The following is a 16,519-nucleotide window of genomic DNA, read 5'->3' as shown; positions in this document are numbered from 1 at the left end:
CCGGCTTTATCACGCTGCCAAGGCTCTATCTCGAGTGCCCTTAAAGGCACAAGCGCGGCGCACGTTCAGTAATTAATAGCGTTGATGCCATTGATCGGGCACCATTTGCGCCACCGCGTTAACCGCCTACCCCAGCCAGCCTGGGCGAGGGACGGACGCCACTGCATTTTTTCGCAACTTAAACTTCCAATGGGTCCTGAAACGACATGGCAAACCCGGACGCCCTGAGTCAGCAGCGAGCTTCAAATCGCCTGCTGCAACCGACCGTCAAATCCCATCTGGCGTACACGCTGCTCTGCGCATTGGTCATGATGGTGATGTTCTCCCTGCTGCGCCTGGCGCTGCTGGTCTACAACCGCGAGATGATCCTCGACACGCCGGCCTCGACCTTCCTGGAAGCGTTCGCCAACGGGCTGCGTTTTGACATACGCCTGGTGATGTACGTGCTGGTCCCGCTGCTGCTGGCCTTGTTCAGCGTACGCGCGATGGCGGCACGCGGGTTCTTCCGTTTGTGGCTGACCGTCGCGTCCAGCATTGCCCTGTTCCTGGGGCTGATGGAAATGGACTTCTACCGCGAATTCCACCAGCGCCTCAACGGCCTGGTCTTCCAGTATGTAAAGGAAGACCCGAAAACCGTGATGAGCATGCTCTGGTACGGTTTCCCGGTGGTGCGTTACCTGCTGGCCTGGGCCGTGGGCACGCTGATCCTGAGCATGGCCTTCAAAGGTGCCGACCGTGCAACGCGCCCTCGCGGCCCGTTCAGCGGCGGCAGCATCGGTACCCGCCAAGTGGCGCCGTGGTACAGCCGCATCGCCGTGTTTGTGGTCTGCCTGTTGATCGCCGTAGTCGCCATCCGCGGCACCTTGCGCCAAGGCCCGCCGCTGCGTTGGGGGGATGTCTACACCACCGAATCGAACTTCGCCAACCAGTTGGGCCTCAACGGCACGCTGTCGCTGATCGCTGCGGCCAAGGCGCGCTTTTCCGAGGAACGCTCCAACATCTGGAAGGCCACCCTGGACCAGCCGCTGGCCACCCAGACCGTGCGCGACATGCTGGTGCTGCCGCAAGAGAAACTGGTGGATACCGACACCGCCGCCGTGCGCCGTGACTACACGCCACCGGCCGAGAAGACCCTGCCGATCAAGAACGTCGTGGTCATCCTGATGGAAAGCTTCGCCGGTCACTCGGTGGGCGCCCTGGGTCGCCCGGGCAACATCACGCCGTACTTCGACAAGTTGTCCAAGGAAGGCCTGCTGTTCGATCGCTTCTTCTCCAATGGCACGCACACCCACCAGGGTATGTTTGCCACCATGGCGTGCTTCCCGAACCTGCCCGGTTTCGAATACCTGATGCAGACCCCGGAAGGCAGCCACAAGCTGTCGGGCCTGCCGCAGTTGCTCAGCGCGCGCAAATTTGACGACGTGTATGTTTACAACGGCGATTTTGCCTGGGACAACCAGTCGGGCTTTTTCAGCAACCAGGGCATGACCAACTTCATCGGGCGTAATGACTTCGTCAACCCGGTGTTCTCCGACCCGACGTGGGGCGTGTCCGACCAGGACATGTTCAACCGTGGCCTGGAAGAGTTGAAAGCCCGCGAAGGCGGCAAGCCGTTCTACGCACTGCTGCAAACCCTGTCCAACCACACGCCGTACGCGTTGCCGACGCCATTGCCGGTCGAGAAAGTCACCGACCGTGGCAGCCTCAACGAGCATTTGACGGCCATGCGTTACTCCGACTGGGCCCTGGGCCAGTTCTTTGAAAAGGCCCGCAAAGAGCCGTACTTCAAGGAAACCCTGTTCGTGATCGTGGGCGACCATGGCTTTGGCAACGAACAGCAGATCACCGAAATGGACCTGGGCCGCTTCAACGTGCCGATGCTGATGATTGCACCGGGCATGCAGGAGAAGTTCGGCGAGCGTGACCACACCGTGGGCACTCAGATCGACATCGTGCCGACCATCATGGGCCGCCTCGGTGGCGACACCCTGCACCAGTGCTGGGGCCGTGACCTGCTGAACCTGCCGGAAGGCGATAAGGGCTTCGGCGTGATCAAGCCGTCGGGCAGCGATCAGACGGTGGCGCTGGTTACCGCAGACCGCATTCTGGTACTGCCCAAGGAGATGCCGCCCAAGCTGTGGGAATATGAGTTGGGCGCGAACCCGACCGGTAAAGTGATTCCCGAGTCACCGGACGAAGCGGCGCTGAAGCAGAAACTCGAGTCGTTCCTGCAAACGGCCACCAAGAGCCTGTTGGATAACACTGCCGGCGTGATTGACGGCAAGCCGGATTAATTAACCGGGCATAAAAAAAGAGGCCTCATTGAGGCCTCTTTTTTTTGTGCGGAATTTATATCCGACCGAGCAGCAACAGTACCACCAGCACTACCAGGACAACGCCCAGAATACCCGACGGGCCATAACCCCAGTTACGCGAGTGCGGGAACACCGGCAGGCCGCCGACCAACAGCAGGATCAAGATAATGATCAGAATGAGGCTCATGGTTTTTTTCCTTATAGGGCCTTCTGAAAAGACCGGTTATTAACGACAGGCCCGTGGGTTTATTTACGGACGCCTTAATAACTCCGACTCTGTCACTTCAAAGAAAATTCCCTGCTTTTTTAAAGCATTTTGCAAAGTTGCTTATTTCTTTTAATGCGTTCGCAATCAGGTGCGCTTAGTTGAAATTTATTGAACTTACGCTATAAACCATCCTCGCACCGGGCCTCAGGTTTGCCCGAGGCATTCATCAATTGGATGGTGCGTGGGTGTCGCAAAAACCTTCGCTACACTGCCGGTCACTTCCTACGTGAACCACAAGGCTTATTTCCTATGCAAAATCGCATGATGATCACCGGCGCCGGGTCCGGCCTGGGCCGCGAAATCGCGCTGCGCTGGGCCCGTGAGGGTTGGCAGCTGGCCTTGTCGGATGTCAGCGAGTCGGGCCTGCAGGAAACGCTCAAACTGGTACGCGAGGCGGGTGGTGATGGGTTTGTGCAGCGCTGCGATGTGCGTGATTACAGCCAGCTCACCGCCTTTGCACAGGCGTGCGAGGTGAAATTGGGCGGTATCGATGTGATCGTCAACAATGCCGGTGTGGCGTCGGGGGGCTTCTTTGCCGAGTTGTCGCTGGAGGATTGGGACTGGCAGATCGCGATTAACCTGATGGGCGTGGTCAAGGGCTGCAAGGCGTTCCTGCCGTTGTTGGAGAAGAGCAGGGGCCGGATCATCAATATTGCGTCGATGGCGGCATTGATGCAGGGCCCGGCCATGAGTAATTACAACGTGGCCAAGGCGGGGGTGGTGGCGTTGTCGGAGAGTTTGCTGGTCGAGCTCAAGCATCAGGAAATTGGCGTGCACGTGGTGTGCCCGTCGTTTTTCCAGACCAACTTGCTGGATTCGTTTCGTGGGCCGACGCCGGCGATGAAGGCGCAGGTGGGCAAGTTGCTGGAGAGTTCGCCCATTTCGGCGGCTGACATTGCCGACTATATCTACCAGCGCGTGGCACAGGGCGAATTCATGATTTTGCCGCACGAGCAAGGGCGCATGGCCTGGGCGTTGAAGCAGAAAAATCCGCAGCTGCTGTATGACGAGATGACCAGCATGGCAGACAAGATGCGGGCCAAGGCTCAGGCGGTCAAGGCCTGAGGTGTTGGGCGTGTACCTATGCGTTATTCCGGTAGCGGCGCAGCTGGATTGCGCCTTACCCGGCGGCGACCCGGTAACGGATAGGTACCCGACCGGCCCAATGAAGCCGATGTCTGTCAGGCAAATTACCAACCCGCGTAGGCCTCGCCTGATTTAGTGGCAAGCCATTGTCGCACCCCCTCCGAGCGCGCATGGTCAAGGTCCTGTCACTCCAAAAGGACAACCGCCATGCTGGTCTTAAGCCGCGCCGTAGGCGAAATCATTTCCATCGGCGATGACATCGCCTTGCATATCCTCGAGCTGAACGGAACCCAGGTGAAATTCGGCATCCAGGCACCGGTAGGGGTCAACGTGCACCGCGCCGAGGTGTATCAGAAAATCCTCGAACGCCAAGCCGCGCAACCTGAAACCAACCCCTAGTACCTCCTCAATCGAACAGATGCTTGGGCACGTCGTGCTTGAGCATCAACTGGCATTGCTCGCTTTCAGGGTCGAACACAATCAGCGCCTGCCCTTTGGTCAGCGCCTGGCGCACGCGCAGCACGCGGGTCTCCAAGGGCGTTTCATCGCCATTGTCAGTGCCGTCGCGGGTGACGAAGTCTTCGATGAGCCGGGTCAGGGTGTCGACTTCAAGTGCGTCGTAGGGAATCAGCATAAAAGCCTCAGAGGTAGAATCCCGGCGATGCTACTGCGCCGGGACCCGTCTTGCCAGTATCAGGTTGCCAGCCTCAGGACTTCTGTCCTACCAGACTGTCCACCGATGGCACTCGCGTATCGCTCTCCATCTGCGTCTCGTGTTCGATCTGATGACTGAAGCGGTCGAGCGAACCCTGGGCCGGTTGCGCATCGCTGGCAAATACCGGCGGGCTGAGGATGTACGCGCTCAGCAGGCGACTCAATGCGGCCAGGCTGTCGATGTGCGTGCGCTCGTAGCCGTGGGTTGCATCGCAACCGAACGCCAGCAGCGCAGTGCGAATGTCGTGCCCGGCGGTGACCGCCGAATGCGCATCGCTGAAGTAGTAGCGGAACAGGTCGCGACGCACGGGCAGGTCGTTTTCCGAGGCCAGGCGCAACAAATGCCGGGACAGGTGATAGTCGTATGGCCCGCCGGAATCCTGCATCGCCACACTCACGGCGTGTTCACTCGAATGCTGGCCGGGCGCGACCGGGGCGATGTCGATGCCGACAAATTCACTCACATCCCAAGGCAATGCCGCGGCGGCGCCGCTGCCGGTTTCCTCGGTGATGGTAAACAGCGGGTGACAGTCGATCAGCAACGGTTCGCCGCTGTCGATGATCGCCTTGAGCGCGGCGAGCAGTGCAGCCACGCCGGCTTTATCGTCCAGATGGCGCGCGCTGATGTGGCCGCTTTCGGTGAACTCGGGCAGTGGGTCAAACGCCACGTAGTCACCAATGCTGATGCCCAGCGAATCGCAGTCGGCGCGGGTAGCGCAGTAGGCGTCCAGGCGCAGTTCGACATGGTCCCAACTTACCGGCATTTCATCCACGGCGGTGTTGAAGGCATGCCCGGAGGCCATCAGCGGCAGCACGCTGCCACGGATCACGCCGTTGTCGGTGAACAGGCTGACGCGGCTGCCTTCGGCAAAACGGCTGGACCAGCAACCGACAGGCGCCAGGGTCAGGCGGCCGTTGTCCTTGATCGCCCGCACCGCGGCGCCGATGGTGTCCAAGTGGGCCGAGACGGCGCGGTCGGGGCTGTTTTTCTGGCCCTTGAGGGTGGCGCGAATCGTGCCGCGCCGGGTCATCTCAAAGGGAATCCCCAGCTCTTCCAGGCGCTCGGCGACGTAACGCACGATGGTGTCGGTAAAGCCGGTAGGGCTGGGAATGGCGAGCATTTCCAGCAGCACCTTCTGCAGGTAGTTGAGATCCGGTTCGGGGATGGTTCGGCTCATAAAGACTCCTGATGAATGGGGGCGAGCGGATTTTGTGTGGCGAACGGGCCTGTTGTGGTGAGTGGGCTTGTTGTGGCGAGCGGGCTTGCCCCGCGTTGGGCTGCGAAGCAGCCCCAAAACCTGCCAACGCATTCTGGCTGAAAGACTGCGGTGCCAGGGTCAGGGCCGCTTCGCGCCCCAACGCGGGGCAAGCCCGCTCGCCACAACAAGCCCGCTAGCCACGACGGGCCCTCGCCACAGGTTATTGGGCGGTCGGCTGACTGTGCGGAAACAGCAAATCCACAAACTTCTCCGCCGTCGGTTGCGGTTCATGGTTGGCCAGCCCGGCCCGTTCGTTGGCTTCGATAAACACATACTCAGGTTGATCGGCGGCAGGCACCAGCAGGTCCAGGCCGACCATGGGAATGTCCAGCGCACGCGCCGCGCGCACGGCAGCGTCCACCAATGTGGGGTGCAAAATCGCCGTGACGTCCTCCAGGCAGCCGCCGGTGTGCAGGTTGGCGGTGCGGCGCACGGCCAGGGTCTGGCCACGCGGCAGGATGCTGCTGTAGTCAAAACCGGCGGCGTGCAGGGTGCGTTGGGTTTCGTCGTCCAGCGGGATCTTGCTTTCACCGTCAGTGGCCGCTTGGCGACGACGGCTTTGGGCTTCGATCAGGGCGCCGATGGAATGCTGGCCGTCGCCGGTCACCTCGGCCGGGCGCCGAATCGCGGCGGCAACCACTTCAAAACCGATCACCAGAATGCGCAGGTCGAGGCCTTCATGGAAGCTCTCGAGCAGCACGCGGCTGTCGAACTGGCGCGCTGTTTCGATGGCTTTCTGCACATCCTCGATGGTCTGCAAATCCACCGCCACGCCCTGGCCTTGCTCGCCATCCAGCGGCTTGACCACGATGCGCTGGTGTTCGTCGAGGAACTCCAGGTTGTCGTCGGCACTGCCCGCCAATTGCTGCGACGGCAGGTTCAAGCCGGCGGCTTTGAGCACTTTGTGGGTCAGGCTTTTGTCCTGGCACAAGGTCATGCTGATGGCGCTGGTCAGGTCGCTCAATGATTCACGGCAACGCACGCGGCGCCCGCCATGGCTGAGAGTGAACAGGCCGGCATCGGCATCATCCACGTGCACATCGATGCCACGTCGGTGGGCCTCTTCGACAATGATGCGCGCATAGGGATTGAACCCGGCCTGCGGGCCCGGGCCGAGAAACAGCGGCTGGTTGATGCCGTTTTTGCGTTTGATCGCAAAAGTGGTCAGCGCGCGAAAACCCAGCTTGGCGTAGAGGCTTTTGGCCTGACGGTTATCGTGCAGCACCGACAGGTCGAGGTAGCTCAAGCCGCGGCTCATGAAGTGCTCCACCAAGTGGCGCACCAGCACTTCACCCACGCCGGGGCGCGTGCACTGCGGGTCAACCGCCAGGCACCACAGGCTGCAGCCGTTTTCCGGGTCGTGAAAGGCTTTCTGATGGTTCAGGCCCATCACGCTGCCGATCACCGCGCCGCTGTCTTCGTCTTCGGCCAGCCAATATACCGGGCCGCCTTGATGGCGTGGGGTCAGGCGTTCAGCGTCGACCGGCAACATGCCGCGCCCCTGGTAGAGCACGTTGACCGCCGCCCAATCGGCTTCGGTCTGTACCCGGCGAATACGAAAACCGCGAAACACGCGGGTAGCGGGGCGATAGTCGCTGAACCACAGGCGCAGGGTGTCGGACGGGTCAAGGAACAACTGCTGCGGATCAATCCCCAGAATCTGCTGGGGCGCTGCCACATACAGGGCGATGTCGCGCTCGCCAGGCTGTTCCTTGAGCAGTTCCTGGGCCAGGCTCGCCGGGTCCGGGAAAGTATGGCCGATCAACAATCGGCCCCAACCACAATGCACGGCAATCGGTTCGGCGCCCATGGGGCTGCCATCTTCAGCCAGGCGGGCTTGCAGGCGCTCGTAGGTCGGCGCCTGGCCCTTCAGCAAGCGTTGGCTGTAAGCCGCTGCAAGAGGTTTCATCAATCAGATTCCTTGTTCGCTGAGCCACAGGTTCAGCGCCGCCAGTTGCCACAGCTTTGAACCGCGCAGCGGCGTCAGTTGGCCTTGCGGGTCTGTCAGCAGGCGATCGAGCATGGCCGGGTTGAACAGGCCGCGGTCCTGGCTCGGGTCCAGCAGCAGTTCACGCACCCAGTTCAGGGTGTCGCCCTGCAAGTGCTTGAGGCCCGGCACCGGGAAGTAGCCTTTTTTGCGGTCGATGACCTCACTCGGGATCACGCGGCGCGCGGCTTCTTTCAAGACTTGCTTGCCACCGTCGGGCAATTTGAATTTGCCGGGCACACGGGCTGACAATTCGACGAGGCGGTAGTCCAGAAACGGCGTGCGTGCTTCCAGGCCCCAGGCCATGGTCATGTTGTCGACGCGTTTGACCGGGTCGTCCACCAGCATCACCGTACTGTCCAGGCGCAGCGCCTTGTCCACGGCGGCGTCGGCGCCGGGCATGGCGAAGTGCTCACGCACAAAGTCACCGGCAGCATCGTTGGCGGTCAGCCACTTGGGGGCGACGGTGGCCGCGTAGTCGTCGTAGCTGCGGTCGAAAAAGGCATCGCGGTAGGCGGCATAGGGATCGCTGGCGCCATCCACTTGCGGGTACCAGTGGTAACCGGCGAAGAGTTCATCCGCGCCCTGGCCGCTTTGCACCACTTTGCAATGCTTGGCCACTTCCCGCGACAGCAGGTAGAACGCGATGCAGTCGTGGCTGACCATCGGCTCGCTCATGGCACGGAACGCGGCGGGCAGTTGCTCGATGATCTCACTTTCGGCGATGCGCAGTTGATGGTGGCGGGTGCCGTAGTGCTTGGCGATCAGATCCGAATACTGGAATTCGTCGCCGCGCTCGCCGCCGGCGTCTTCAAAGCCGATGGAGAAGGTCGACAGGTCCTGCACGCCAACTTCACGCAGCAGGCCCACGAGCATGCTCGAATCGACACCGCCGGAGAGCAGCACACCGACATCCACGGCGGCGCGTTGGCGAATGGCCACGGCTTCGCGGGTGCTGTCGAGCACGCGGTCGGTCCAGTCTTCCAAGGTCAGGTTTTTTTCATCGTCATGGGGGCCATAGGGCAAGGTCCACCAGGTTTTCTGTTCGGTCTTGCCGTTGGCGTCGATGCGCATCCAGCTGGCTGGCGGCAGTTTTTCAACGCCTGCCAGCAACGTGCGCGGTGCCGGTACCACTGCGTGGAAGTTCAGGTAGTGATTAAGCGCGACCGGATCGAGCATCGGGTTGATATCACCGCCCTTGAGCAACGCCGGCAGTGCCGAGGCAAAGCGCAGGCGCTGGCCGGTGCGCGACAGGTACAAAGGTTTTACACCCAGGCGGTCGCGGGCGATGAACAGGCGCTGCGCGTCGCGCTCCCAGATGGCAAACGCAAACATGCCATTGAGCTTGGGCAGCAGTGCTTCGCCCCAGGCGTGGTAGCCCTTGAGCAGCACTTCGGTGTCACCACCGGAATAGAAGGCGTAGCCCAGGGCTTCCAGCTCTTGACGCAATTCCGGGAAGTTGTAGATCGCGCCATTGAAGGCCAGGGACAGGCCCAGTTGGGCGTCGACCATCGGTTGGGCCGAGCCGTCCGACAGGTCCATGATTTTCAGGCGTCGATGGCCCAGGGCAATCGGCCCTTGGGCATGGAAGCCCCACGCGTCAGGACCGCGTGGTGCTAAATGATGGGTGATCCGCTCCACCGCTGCCAGGTCGGCAGGTTGGTGATCAAAACGTAACTCGCCAGCTAATCCGCACATATATTCCTTACCGGTTTTTCCGTTGGGGACAGACAAAAAAGGCACCGCACCAAAAGGGTGGGTACCCAGAGACTGACCCGAGCAGATTCACGGAGTTTTAGAACAATACGTTATAAGGCAAAGAGCCTTGAGTGGCCGCAAGCCACGTCGCGCGCCACCGGGGCGCCCGTCAATGGTCGGTAGATAGGTCAATCACGGATGCAAAAAGTGGGGGAATGCGCCGCGTTATCGAGCGACTATTTGAACCCTTCAGCGCCGGTGCGAGGGCTATTGTCCGGGTCATTATCCAACGCAATAAGGACTGTTGCCGATGACCCACCAACCGGCTGTAAGCCAGGCCGCTGCGCCTGTCTCTCAGGAGAAAATCACCGCTGCGCTGCTGGAAATCACTGGCGACCTGGACAAGGCCAACGTGCTGCAGCGTACGCTGCCTCCGTGGCTGGTAAGTGCCGCCGCCCCAACGCGCCAGGTGCTCGAAGCGGCGCATGCCAGCAGTCAGCAACCCCGCGAGCGGGCCGCGAGTCTGTTGCGCCGTGTAATGCCGCTCAGGTCATTTTGTGCCGAGCGACTCAAAGCGCTCCTGGTAACAAAAGGGCATGCAGGGCTGAATGTCGAACGTGACTGGCTGGAGTTGCCCAATCGGCACTTCGCCGCGTTGACCTTCGGCCGTGGCGTACGGCTGCAGACGATGTCCCTGGACAAGCACAACCTGCTGCAGGCGGCCATGCAGAATTTTACCCAGGACCAGGCCGAGGCGAAGGGGCTGCCCGTAGGCGCGGTGATTCGAACGGGAGCGGCGGGCCAACACGTGTCAACGCTGAGCGTTGGAGCCTTTGCGCGGTACTGCCGCGAACTGGACCTGGGCGCGGCCTACCAGCGGCACCTGCGTGAGGTGTTCAACCTCGCGGGGAGCGACGACGAGGACGGCGCTGAACGGGTCTACAACCCGGTGGTCGGCGAGGTCGGCCAGTGCAAGATCAAGGACATGCAAATCGACTTGCAGATTGCCCATGCCAAGGGCGATATCAGTGAGTCCGGCTATACCGCGTTGCAAGCCCTGCTCAATACACGCTTGCCCGCGCGGAACCTGCAGCATGTGCTGTTCCATGAAAGGCCACTGGTGTGGCAAGGGATCAATGTGCATGGGGCATGCCTGTGGAGCGTGCTGGTGTTCGGCCATGCTTCCACGCACGGCTTTGCCGAGGGGCCCTTGCTGGTGTACATGCCAGGCGAGCCCGTGCGCCCGTGGTACGAATACCCCACGCTGGGTGATCTGACCGTCTACCTGACGCTCAAGCTTCAGGTGCCGGCCTATCGCAGCTTCTTCATTCGCTACCTGGATGAGGCCGAGCGGTTCGGTTTTTTCCAGCGCTTTGACAAACGCAGGACACTGGAACGCGTGGAGCCCGTGGAGGTGGACACCGGCCTGGAGCCGTTCTTTTTCGGCGCCTTGACCCGCAAGATCCAGCTGGACGCCGTTGCATTGGCCGTGCCGACGGCGCAAGTGGATGAGCAGGCACGCCAGAAACGCCTTCAAGGCTATCAGGAGGCGGGCCTGAATATGCTGAACATCGCCGGCCTGATGGTGCCGGTGCTCGGGCAATTGATGTTGGGCGTGGCTGTCGGCGAGATGCTCGCCGAGGTCTTCGAGGGCGTGGATGATTGGACGCATAGCGACCAGGCTGAAGGCTTGGAACACTTGGTCAATGTGGCCGAAAACCTCGCGGCCATGGCCCTGTTTGCGAACGGTGTGAAGGTGGCGGGCAAGGTGTTCAGGGCGTTCAAGTCCAATCCCGCGGAGTTCTTTGAAGCGGTCGAAGCCGTGCAACTGCCTGATGCCGGTCCTCGCTTGTGGCGTCGGCGGCTCAAGCCTTACGGCCGGACGCTGGATGTCGACGCCCTGACGGTGGCCAATAGCCGCGGGATCTACCAGGCCGGCGGTCATTCATATGTCAGGATCAAGGGGGTGGTGTATTCGGTGGCCTACGATGCGCGGTCGGGTTACTGGCATGCGCTTCACCCGACGCGGACTACGGCCTATCGTCCGCGCCTGCTGCACAACCGCCAGGGCGGTTGGCGGTTTGCGTTCGAATACACTCAGGAGTGGGTGCCCCCGTCCTACATCCTCACTCGGCTCAACCCGCGCCTGGCCGCGCTGCCCCCCGAGCAATTGAAATACGTGGCGAGCATTGTCGACATGGGCCCCTCCCGCCTGCACGCCCTGGCCCTGCAAAATAGGCCGCTGCCGGAGCGCTTCAACGACTGCGTGGCGCGTTTCGCCTTGAACCAGCAAGTCCGCGATCTGATCTGGCAGCTGGAACATCAGCCACGCCCGGATGCAGGCACCGCGCGCGTTCAGTTGCTGGCGTTGCCGCTGATGCCAGGTTGGCCGCAGGGACGGTTTTTCGAGGTGCTGGACCGCCAAGGGGCGCGGCTCGAACGTTTTCCCGGCAGCGCAACCTTCGAGCATGGACACTTGAGCATCCACATCACTGAACAGGCGCTCAAAGACGGCGCAGTGATGGCGACTCTGCTCGACGTGCTGCCGCCGGACGAGATCGACACCTTGCTGGGCGGCTCGGTACCGCCAGACGAGCAGGGCGCGGTGCTTGCGCGTCAGTTACTGGCCTCGCTCAAGCGCACCCACCGAGAGGTTTTCCAGCAGCTGTATCAGGAAGCGGATGGCATTACCCATTCAGATCACGGGTTGCTCAAGGCGCATTTCCCGCTCTTGCCCAATCGCATCGCCTGGGAGTTGTTGTCCAAAACGCCAACCGTGCATCGCTGGCAACTGCGCAGCACCCGGCGCGTACCGCTGTCGCTCGCGCAACGGGTACGCGAAGCGTTGGCGGTGCAGGAAGAAGACCAGGCGCTGATCGGCCTGTATCTGCCGGAGCTGGCGACCGCCCCCTCGCGACAGCTGGCCGTTCACCTGCTGGCGAAGGTCGCGGGGTGGCCGCAGGATTTGCACGTGCAGGTACGCCGGGACAGTTTGATCGGCGACCTGCTAGGCACCTCTGGCAGCCAGCATGCACGGTGGCAGCGGACACTGGTCGAGACTGGCGATGGGGTCCAGGCGTTTGACGACAAAGGTGCGCCACTGGGCGAAAAGGCCTCAGGCCCGGACGGGTTTTACCAGGCTCTGCTCGCCACCTTGTCGCCTGCGCAATTGGCAGCGCTGAACCTGTCGGGGGCAGAGCGTGCCAGTCGATTGCGCGATGCGATCCAGGCGTGCGCCGAGGACGAACGCCACGTGCTTTCACGCCATCTATGGCCAGAACGTGCACTCCCTGAACCGACGCCGGTACCGTGCGTTCAGGCCATGGTGCGCTCGACGCGGCACCCGGCGGCGCTGGTGCGCAAGGTCAACAGGCTGTATCCCGGTTTTGACGAGCGGCAGGTGGCGACGTTCCTGGACGGGCAAGGCACCGATCACCTGGCGCGCGCCCAGTCCGTGGAGGCGCTGGAGCGACAGTTCGAGGCCCTGCATCGGGCACTCAAGGCGTGGCGCAATGACGAGACGTCCCTCGCCGGTTTACCCCATCCCCAGGCGGATTACCGCTTGGGCCGTCATCAGGCGATGCAGGCCATCGAGGAGGGCTGGCGACAGAGGCTCCTGTTGCCCGATGCCAGCGGGGTAAAGGTCCCAAGCCTGGTCCTCGATGGCCTGGTCGTGGGCCGACTGCCCACCTTGCCGGCGCAGGTCAGCTTTGCCCACGTCCGGCAGTTGTCGTTGAACAGAATGGGGCTCGACGATGACGTGGCGTATTTTCTCAAGCACTTCAAGCAGCTCGAGGCGTTGGAGCTGCGCAGCAACGAGGTGACACGCCTGCCGGAAGTACTGTCACAGATGCCCGCGCTCAAACACCTGTACCTCAACGACAACCACCTGCAACTCACCGAACACACCCGCGCCAAGCTGGCTGACCTGCGCGGCCTGCAGGTCTTGAACCTGAGCAACAACCCGTTGATCGACCCGCCTGCCATCGGCCACATGTTCGAGTTGCGTGAGCTGATGCTGCGTCATTGTCGTCTGCGCGCGTTTCCCGGTGGGGTACCGCGCCTGCCTTACCTGCATTACCTCGACCTGCGCGACAACGAGATCCCGGCCGTGCCTGGCTGGTTGTTCACCGCGCCACGCCCTGTGGCTGAAGCCATCAACCTGCGCCACAACCCGCTGGATGAAGCCAGCCGAAAGACCCTGGCCGATTATCGGAGCCGAACCGGCGTCGGCATGGGCTTCCTGGAAGATGACATCGCTCGCCTCAACGAGCAGAAAGCCCGGGAATTATGGCTGGCCGACAGCGCGGTTGCGCGGTACACACAAAAAGAGGCGGTTTGGACGGGACTTCAGCAAGAGCCAGAGTCTGAGAGCCTGTTCCGGTTATTGGCCGAACTGGGCGGCACCGGCGATGCTCAACTGGTGCGTGAGGACCTGGAACGACGCGTCTGGCGGGTGCTGGAGGCGGCCGGAACTGACACGCAGCTGCGCGATGAAATTTTTGACCGGGCCGCCACGCCACTCAATTGCGATGACAGTGCGGCGCTGAACTTCAGCAACCTTGAGGTGCTGGTGGAGATCCACGAAGCTGCCAAAGGGGTCGAAGGTGGCAAGCTGACCGCCAAGCCGCTGCTGAAGTTGGCCAAGGGCCTGTTTCGTCTGGATCAGTTGGACAGCTACGCACGATCGCACAGTCAGGCGCACCCGGAGGCCGACCCGCTGGAAGTCAGCCTGGCCTACCGAACAGGGCTGGCCAGCAAGTTTCATTTGCCGGGTCAGCCGCTGCACATGCGCTTTGCCCGCCTGGGCGGCGTCACGGTCGAAGCGCTGAACACTGCCGAAGAACAACTCCGGGCGGCGGAGCGCTCACCCAGGCTCTTGAACTACCTGGTGGAGCTGCCGTTATGGGACAGTCACTTGAAAGTCGCCTTCAGCCGATCGTTCGAGGCGTTGAACGAGCCCTTTGACCAACGCCTGCAGGCGGTCTTTGAAAAAAGCACCGCGCTCAACGACGCCGACTACCTTGACCAGATGAACCAGATCCTGCGCGAACAGCAGGCGGCGCATAAGGGCGAAGCTGAGCGCCTGACCAAGGAGGCGCTGAAACTCGGTGACCTGTCGCCCTGTGTGATCCCGTGATTCGGCCAGGTCTAAGGCTTGCCGGCGTTGCTGCGAATCAGCGCGCGCAAGGCAAAACGGTTGGGGTGGCAAGCTTCGGCCACGCTGCTGGGCAAGGGCAAGGGTTCGGCGTCCAGCCAGGCTGCCAGCAGTTCGGCGCACAGCGGCGCGGTGACCAGGCCACGTGAGCCATGGCCGCTGTTGATGTAAACGCCGTCCAGCCATGGGCAGGGTGTGGGCGGCACATGGCGAGCGTCCTTGCGCAGGACCGCGTAGGCCTGCTCGAACGCCTCGCGTTCGGCCAGCGGCCCGACAATCGGCAGGTAGTCGGGGCTGGTGCAGCGGAAGGCGGCGCGGCCTTCCAGGTGCTCGGCAGAGCAGGCATCGGCGCCCAGACGGTCGGCCAGGTCGAGGGAGATTTCCCGCAGCATCTCCAGATTACCGGCGTGCTCGGCGGCTGTGGGCGTCAGGTCGTCGCTCTTGAAGTCGAAGCTGGCGCCCAGGGTGTGTTCACCCAGGCGCGCAGGGGCGACATAGCCCTCGGCGCACACCACGGTGGCCAGCGCCTGGCTCGCCGTCGTTTCTGCCAGCCGTGTGATCTGCCCGCGAATGCGTTTGAGCGGCAGGTCGGCACTGAACGCAAACCGCTTGATCTCGGCGGCACCTGCCAGCACCACCACGCTCGCGCTCGCCAGCAGGGTGTCGCCGGCCAGGGCTTGCCATTGACCGTCAACGCGCTGCAGCTCGAGGGCTTCGTGATGAGGCCGCACGTCGATCAACGGGTGCTGCGCTTGCCATTGGCATAATGCCGGCGGGTGTACCCAGCCGCCCTCGGGGTAAAACAGCCCGCCGTGTTCGAGCGCCACGCCGGCGCGCGCCTGCGCTTGAGCCTGGTCAAGCAGGTGCAGCAGGCCCGGCGCAAACGCGGCGGCCAGCTGGGCCTGGCGCTCGGCTTCCTTGGCGTTGAAGGCCAGTTGCAGCACGCCGCAACCGTCCCAATCGACGCCGCGGTGCAGGTGCTCAAGCAAGCGCCGGGTGTGGCCGAAACCGCTGAGTATCAGCTGCGAAAGCGCCGTGCCATGAGCCGAGAGCTTGAGGTAAAGCACGCCTTGCGGGTTGCCCGACGCTTCCTGTGCCAGGGCGCCGTGGCGCTCCAGCAGGCTCACGCGCCAGCCACGTGCCGCCAGGCTGGCCGCGGTGGCGCACCCGGCCAGGCCGCCGCCGATCACCAGGGCGCTGCGCTCACCAGGCACCGGCGCCGGGCGGGCGAACCACGGTTTGCTGTGGGCCGGTGGCGGCGTTTCGGCCGGCCAACCGAGGAATTCACCGCGCAGGATCTCCCACTTATGCCCGATGCCTGGCGTGCGTTTCATCTTGAACCCGGCGGCATTGATCAGCCGGCGTACCCAGCCGGTGCTGGTAAAGGTGCTGATGGTCGAGCCGGGTGCCGCCAGGCGGGCCAGTTCGGCAAACAGTTCGGCGGTCCACATGTCGGGATTTTTTGCCGGGGCGAAGCCGTCGAGAAACCACGCATCGACCTGGGCATCCAGTTGCGGCAACTGCTCCAGGGCATCGCCGATCAACAGGGTCAGCGTCACGCGGCCGTTATCCAGCACCAGCCGCTGGAAGCCTGGGTGGATGGCAATGTAGTGCGCCAGCAGCTGCTCGGCGAAGGGCGCAAGCTCTGGCCAGAGGGCGAGGGCGCGTTGCAGGTCGGCGTGGCTCAGCGGGTACTTTTCCACGCTGACAAAATGCAGGCGCGCGCCCGCCACCGCGTGCTGTTCGAACAGCTGCCAGGCGCACAGAAAGTTCAAGCCGGTGCCAAACCCCGTTTCGCCGATCACCAGCCGCCCGTTCACCGGCAGGGCGGCAAAGCGCGCCTGCAAACGGTTCTGTTCGAGGAACACGTAGCGGGTTTCTTCAAGGCCCGACTGGTCGGAAAAATACACATCGTCGAACACCCGCGAGTGCGGGCGACCTTGGTCGTCCCAGTCGAGCTGGGCGTGGGTGATGGGGGTCATGGGCGGCTCATAAAATAACAGCGGGCAACAGCAAGGCGGCCATTCTAGCTGA

Annotated in this window: 10 protein-coding genes; 4 read left to right on the top strand and 6 right to left on the bottom strand. The window is 62.6% G+C overall.

Features of this window, described 5'->3' with window-relative positions; all coding sequences use genetic code 11:
- Window positions 1-206 precede the first annotated feature (206 nt).
- Entirely contained in the window at window positions 207-2,294 is a 2,088-nt protein-coding gene (locus FPT15_RS04120; protein WP_106576543.1) for an LTA synthase family protein, read from the top strand.
- A 55-nt stretch (window positions 2,295-2,349) separates the two neighbouring features.
- Here the strand turns inward: FPT15_RS04120 and FPT15_RS04115 are convergent, their stop codons facing one another.
- Window positions 2,350-2,502: a DUF3309 family protein gene (locus FPT15_RS04115; protein ID WP_003236711.1), complete on the bottom strand. Its 153-nt coding sequence runs from the start codon at window positions 2,500-2,502 to the stop codon at window positions 2,350-2,352.
- A 330-nt stretch (window positions 2,503-2,832) separates the two neighbouring features.
- Between FPT15_RS04115 and FPT15_RS04110 the strand changes: the two genes are divergently transcribed.
- Entirely contained in the window at window positions 2,833-3,648 is an 816-nt protein-coding gene (locus FPT15_RS04110; protein WP_145158756.1) for an SDR family oxidoreductase, read from the top strand.
- A 228-nt stretch (window positions 3,649-3,876) separates the two neighbouring features.
- Window positions 3,877-4,068 (top strand): carbon storage regulator CsrA, encoded by a 192-nt coding sequence (csrA, locus tag FPT15_RS04105; protein WP_145158754.1) that lies wholly within the window; start codon window positions 3,877-3,879, stop codon window positions 4,066-4,068.
- A 7-nt stretch (window positions 4,069-4,075) separates the two neighbouring features.
- Here the strand turns inward: csrA and FPT15_RS04100 are convergent, their stop codons facing one another.
- From FPT15_RS04100 to FPT15_RS04080, 4 genes are all read right to left on the bottom strand, one after another.
- A complete protein-coding gene (locus FPT15_RS04100) occupies window positions 4,076-4,303 on the bottom strand; it encodes a YheU family protein (protein WP_064453367.1) in 228 nt (75 codons plus the stop codon).
- 73 nt (window positions 4,304-4,376) lie between these two features.
- A complete protein-coding gene (locus FPT15_RS04095; protein WP_145158752.1) occupies window positions 4,377-5,561 on the bottom strand; it encodes an osmoprotectant NAGGN system M42 family peptidase in 1,185 nt (394 codons plus the stop codon).
- A gap of 241 nt (window positions 5,562-5,802) precedes the next feature.
- Window positions 5,803-7,551 (bottom strand): N-acetylglutaminylglutamine synthetase, encoded by a 1,749-nt coding sequence (gene ngg / locus FPT15_RS04085; RefSeq protein WP_145158748.1) that lies wholly within the window; start codon window positions 7,549-7,551, stop codon window positions 5,803-5,805.
- A 3-nt stretch (window positions 7,552-7,554) separates the two neighbouring features.
- Window positions 7,555-9,327 (bottom strand): N-acetylglutaminylglutamine amidotransferase, encoded by a 1,773-nt coding sequence (locus tag FPT15_RS04080; protein ID WP_145158746.1) that lies wholly within the window; start codon window positions 9,325-9,327, stop codon window positions 7,555-7,557.
- Between the two features lie 310 nt (window positions 9,328-9,637).
- Here FPT15_RS04080 and FPT15_RS04075 point away from each other — a divergent pair, with 310 nt between their 5' ends.
- Window positions 9,638-14,467: an NEL-type E3 ubiquitin ligase domain-containing protein gene (locus FPT15_RS04075; protein WP_145158745.1), complete on the top strand. Its 4,830-nt coding sequence runs from the start codon at window positions 9,638-9,640 to the stop codon at window positions 14,465-14,467.
- Window positions 14,468-14,478: 11 nt separating this feature from the next.
- Here the strand turns inward: FPT15_RS04075 and mnmC are convergent, their stop codons facing one another.
- Window positions 14,479-16,467: a bifunctional tRNA (5-methylaminomethyl-2-thiouridine)(34)-methyltransferase MnmD/FAD-dependent 5-carboxymethylaminomethyl-2-thiouridine(34) oxidoreductase MnmC gene (gene mnmC, locus FPT15_RS04070; RefSeq protein WP_145158743.1), complete on the bottom strand. Its 1,989-nt coding sequence runs from the start codon at window positions 16,465-16,467 to the stop codon at window positions 14,479-14,481.
- Window positions 16,468-16,519: the final 52 nt, after the last annotated feature.

The sequence above is a fragment of the Pseudomonas sp. RGB genome, assembly GCF_007713445.1.
In the GTDB taxonomy this organism is placed as follows: Bacteria; Pseudomonadota; Gammaproteobacteria; order Pseudomonadales; family Pseudomonadaceae; genus Aquipseudomonas.
Note: the sequence above shows the minus strand (reverse complement) of the source record. Positions and strands in the feature narration are given on the sequence as shown.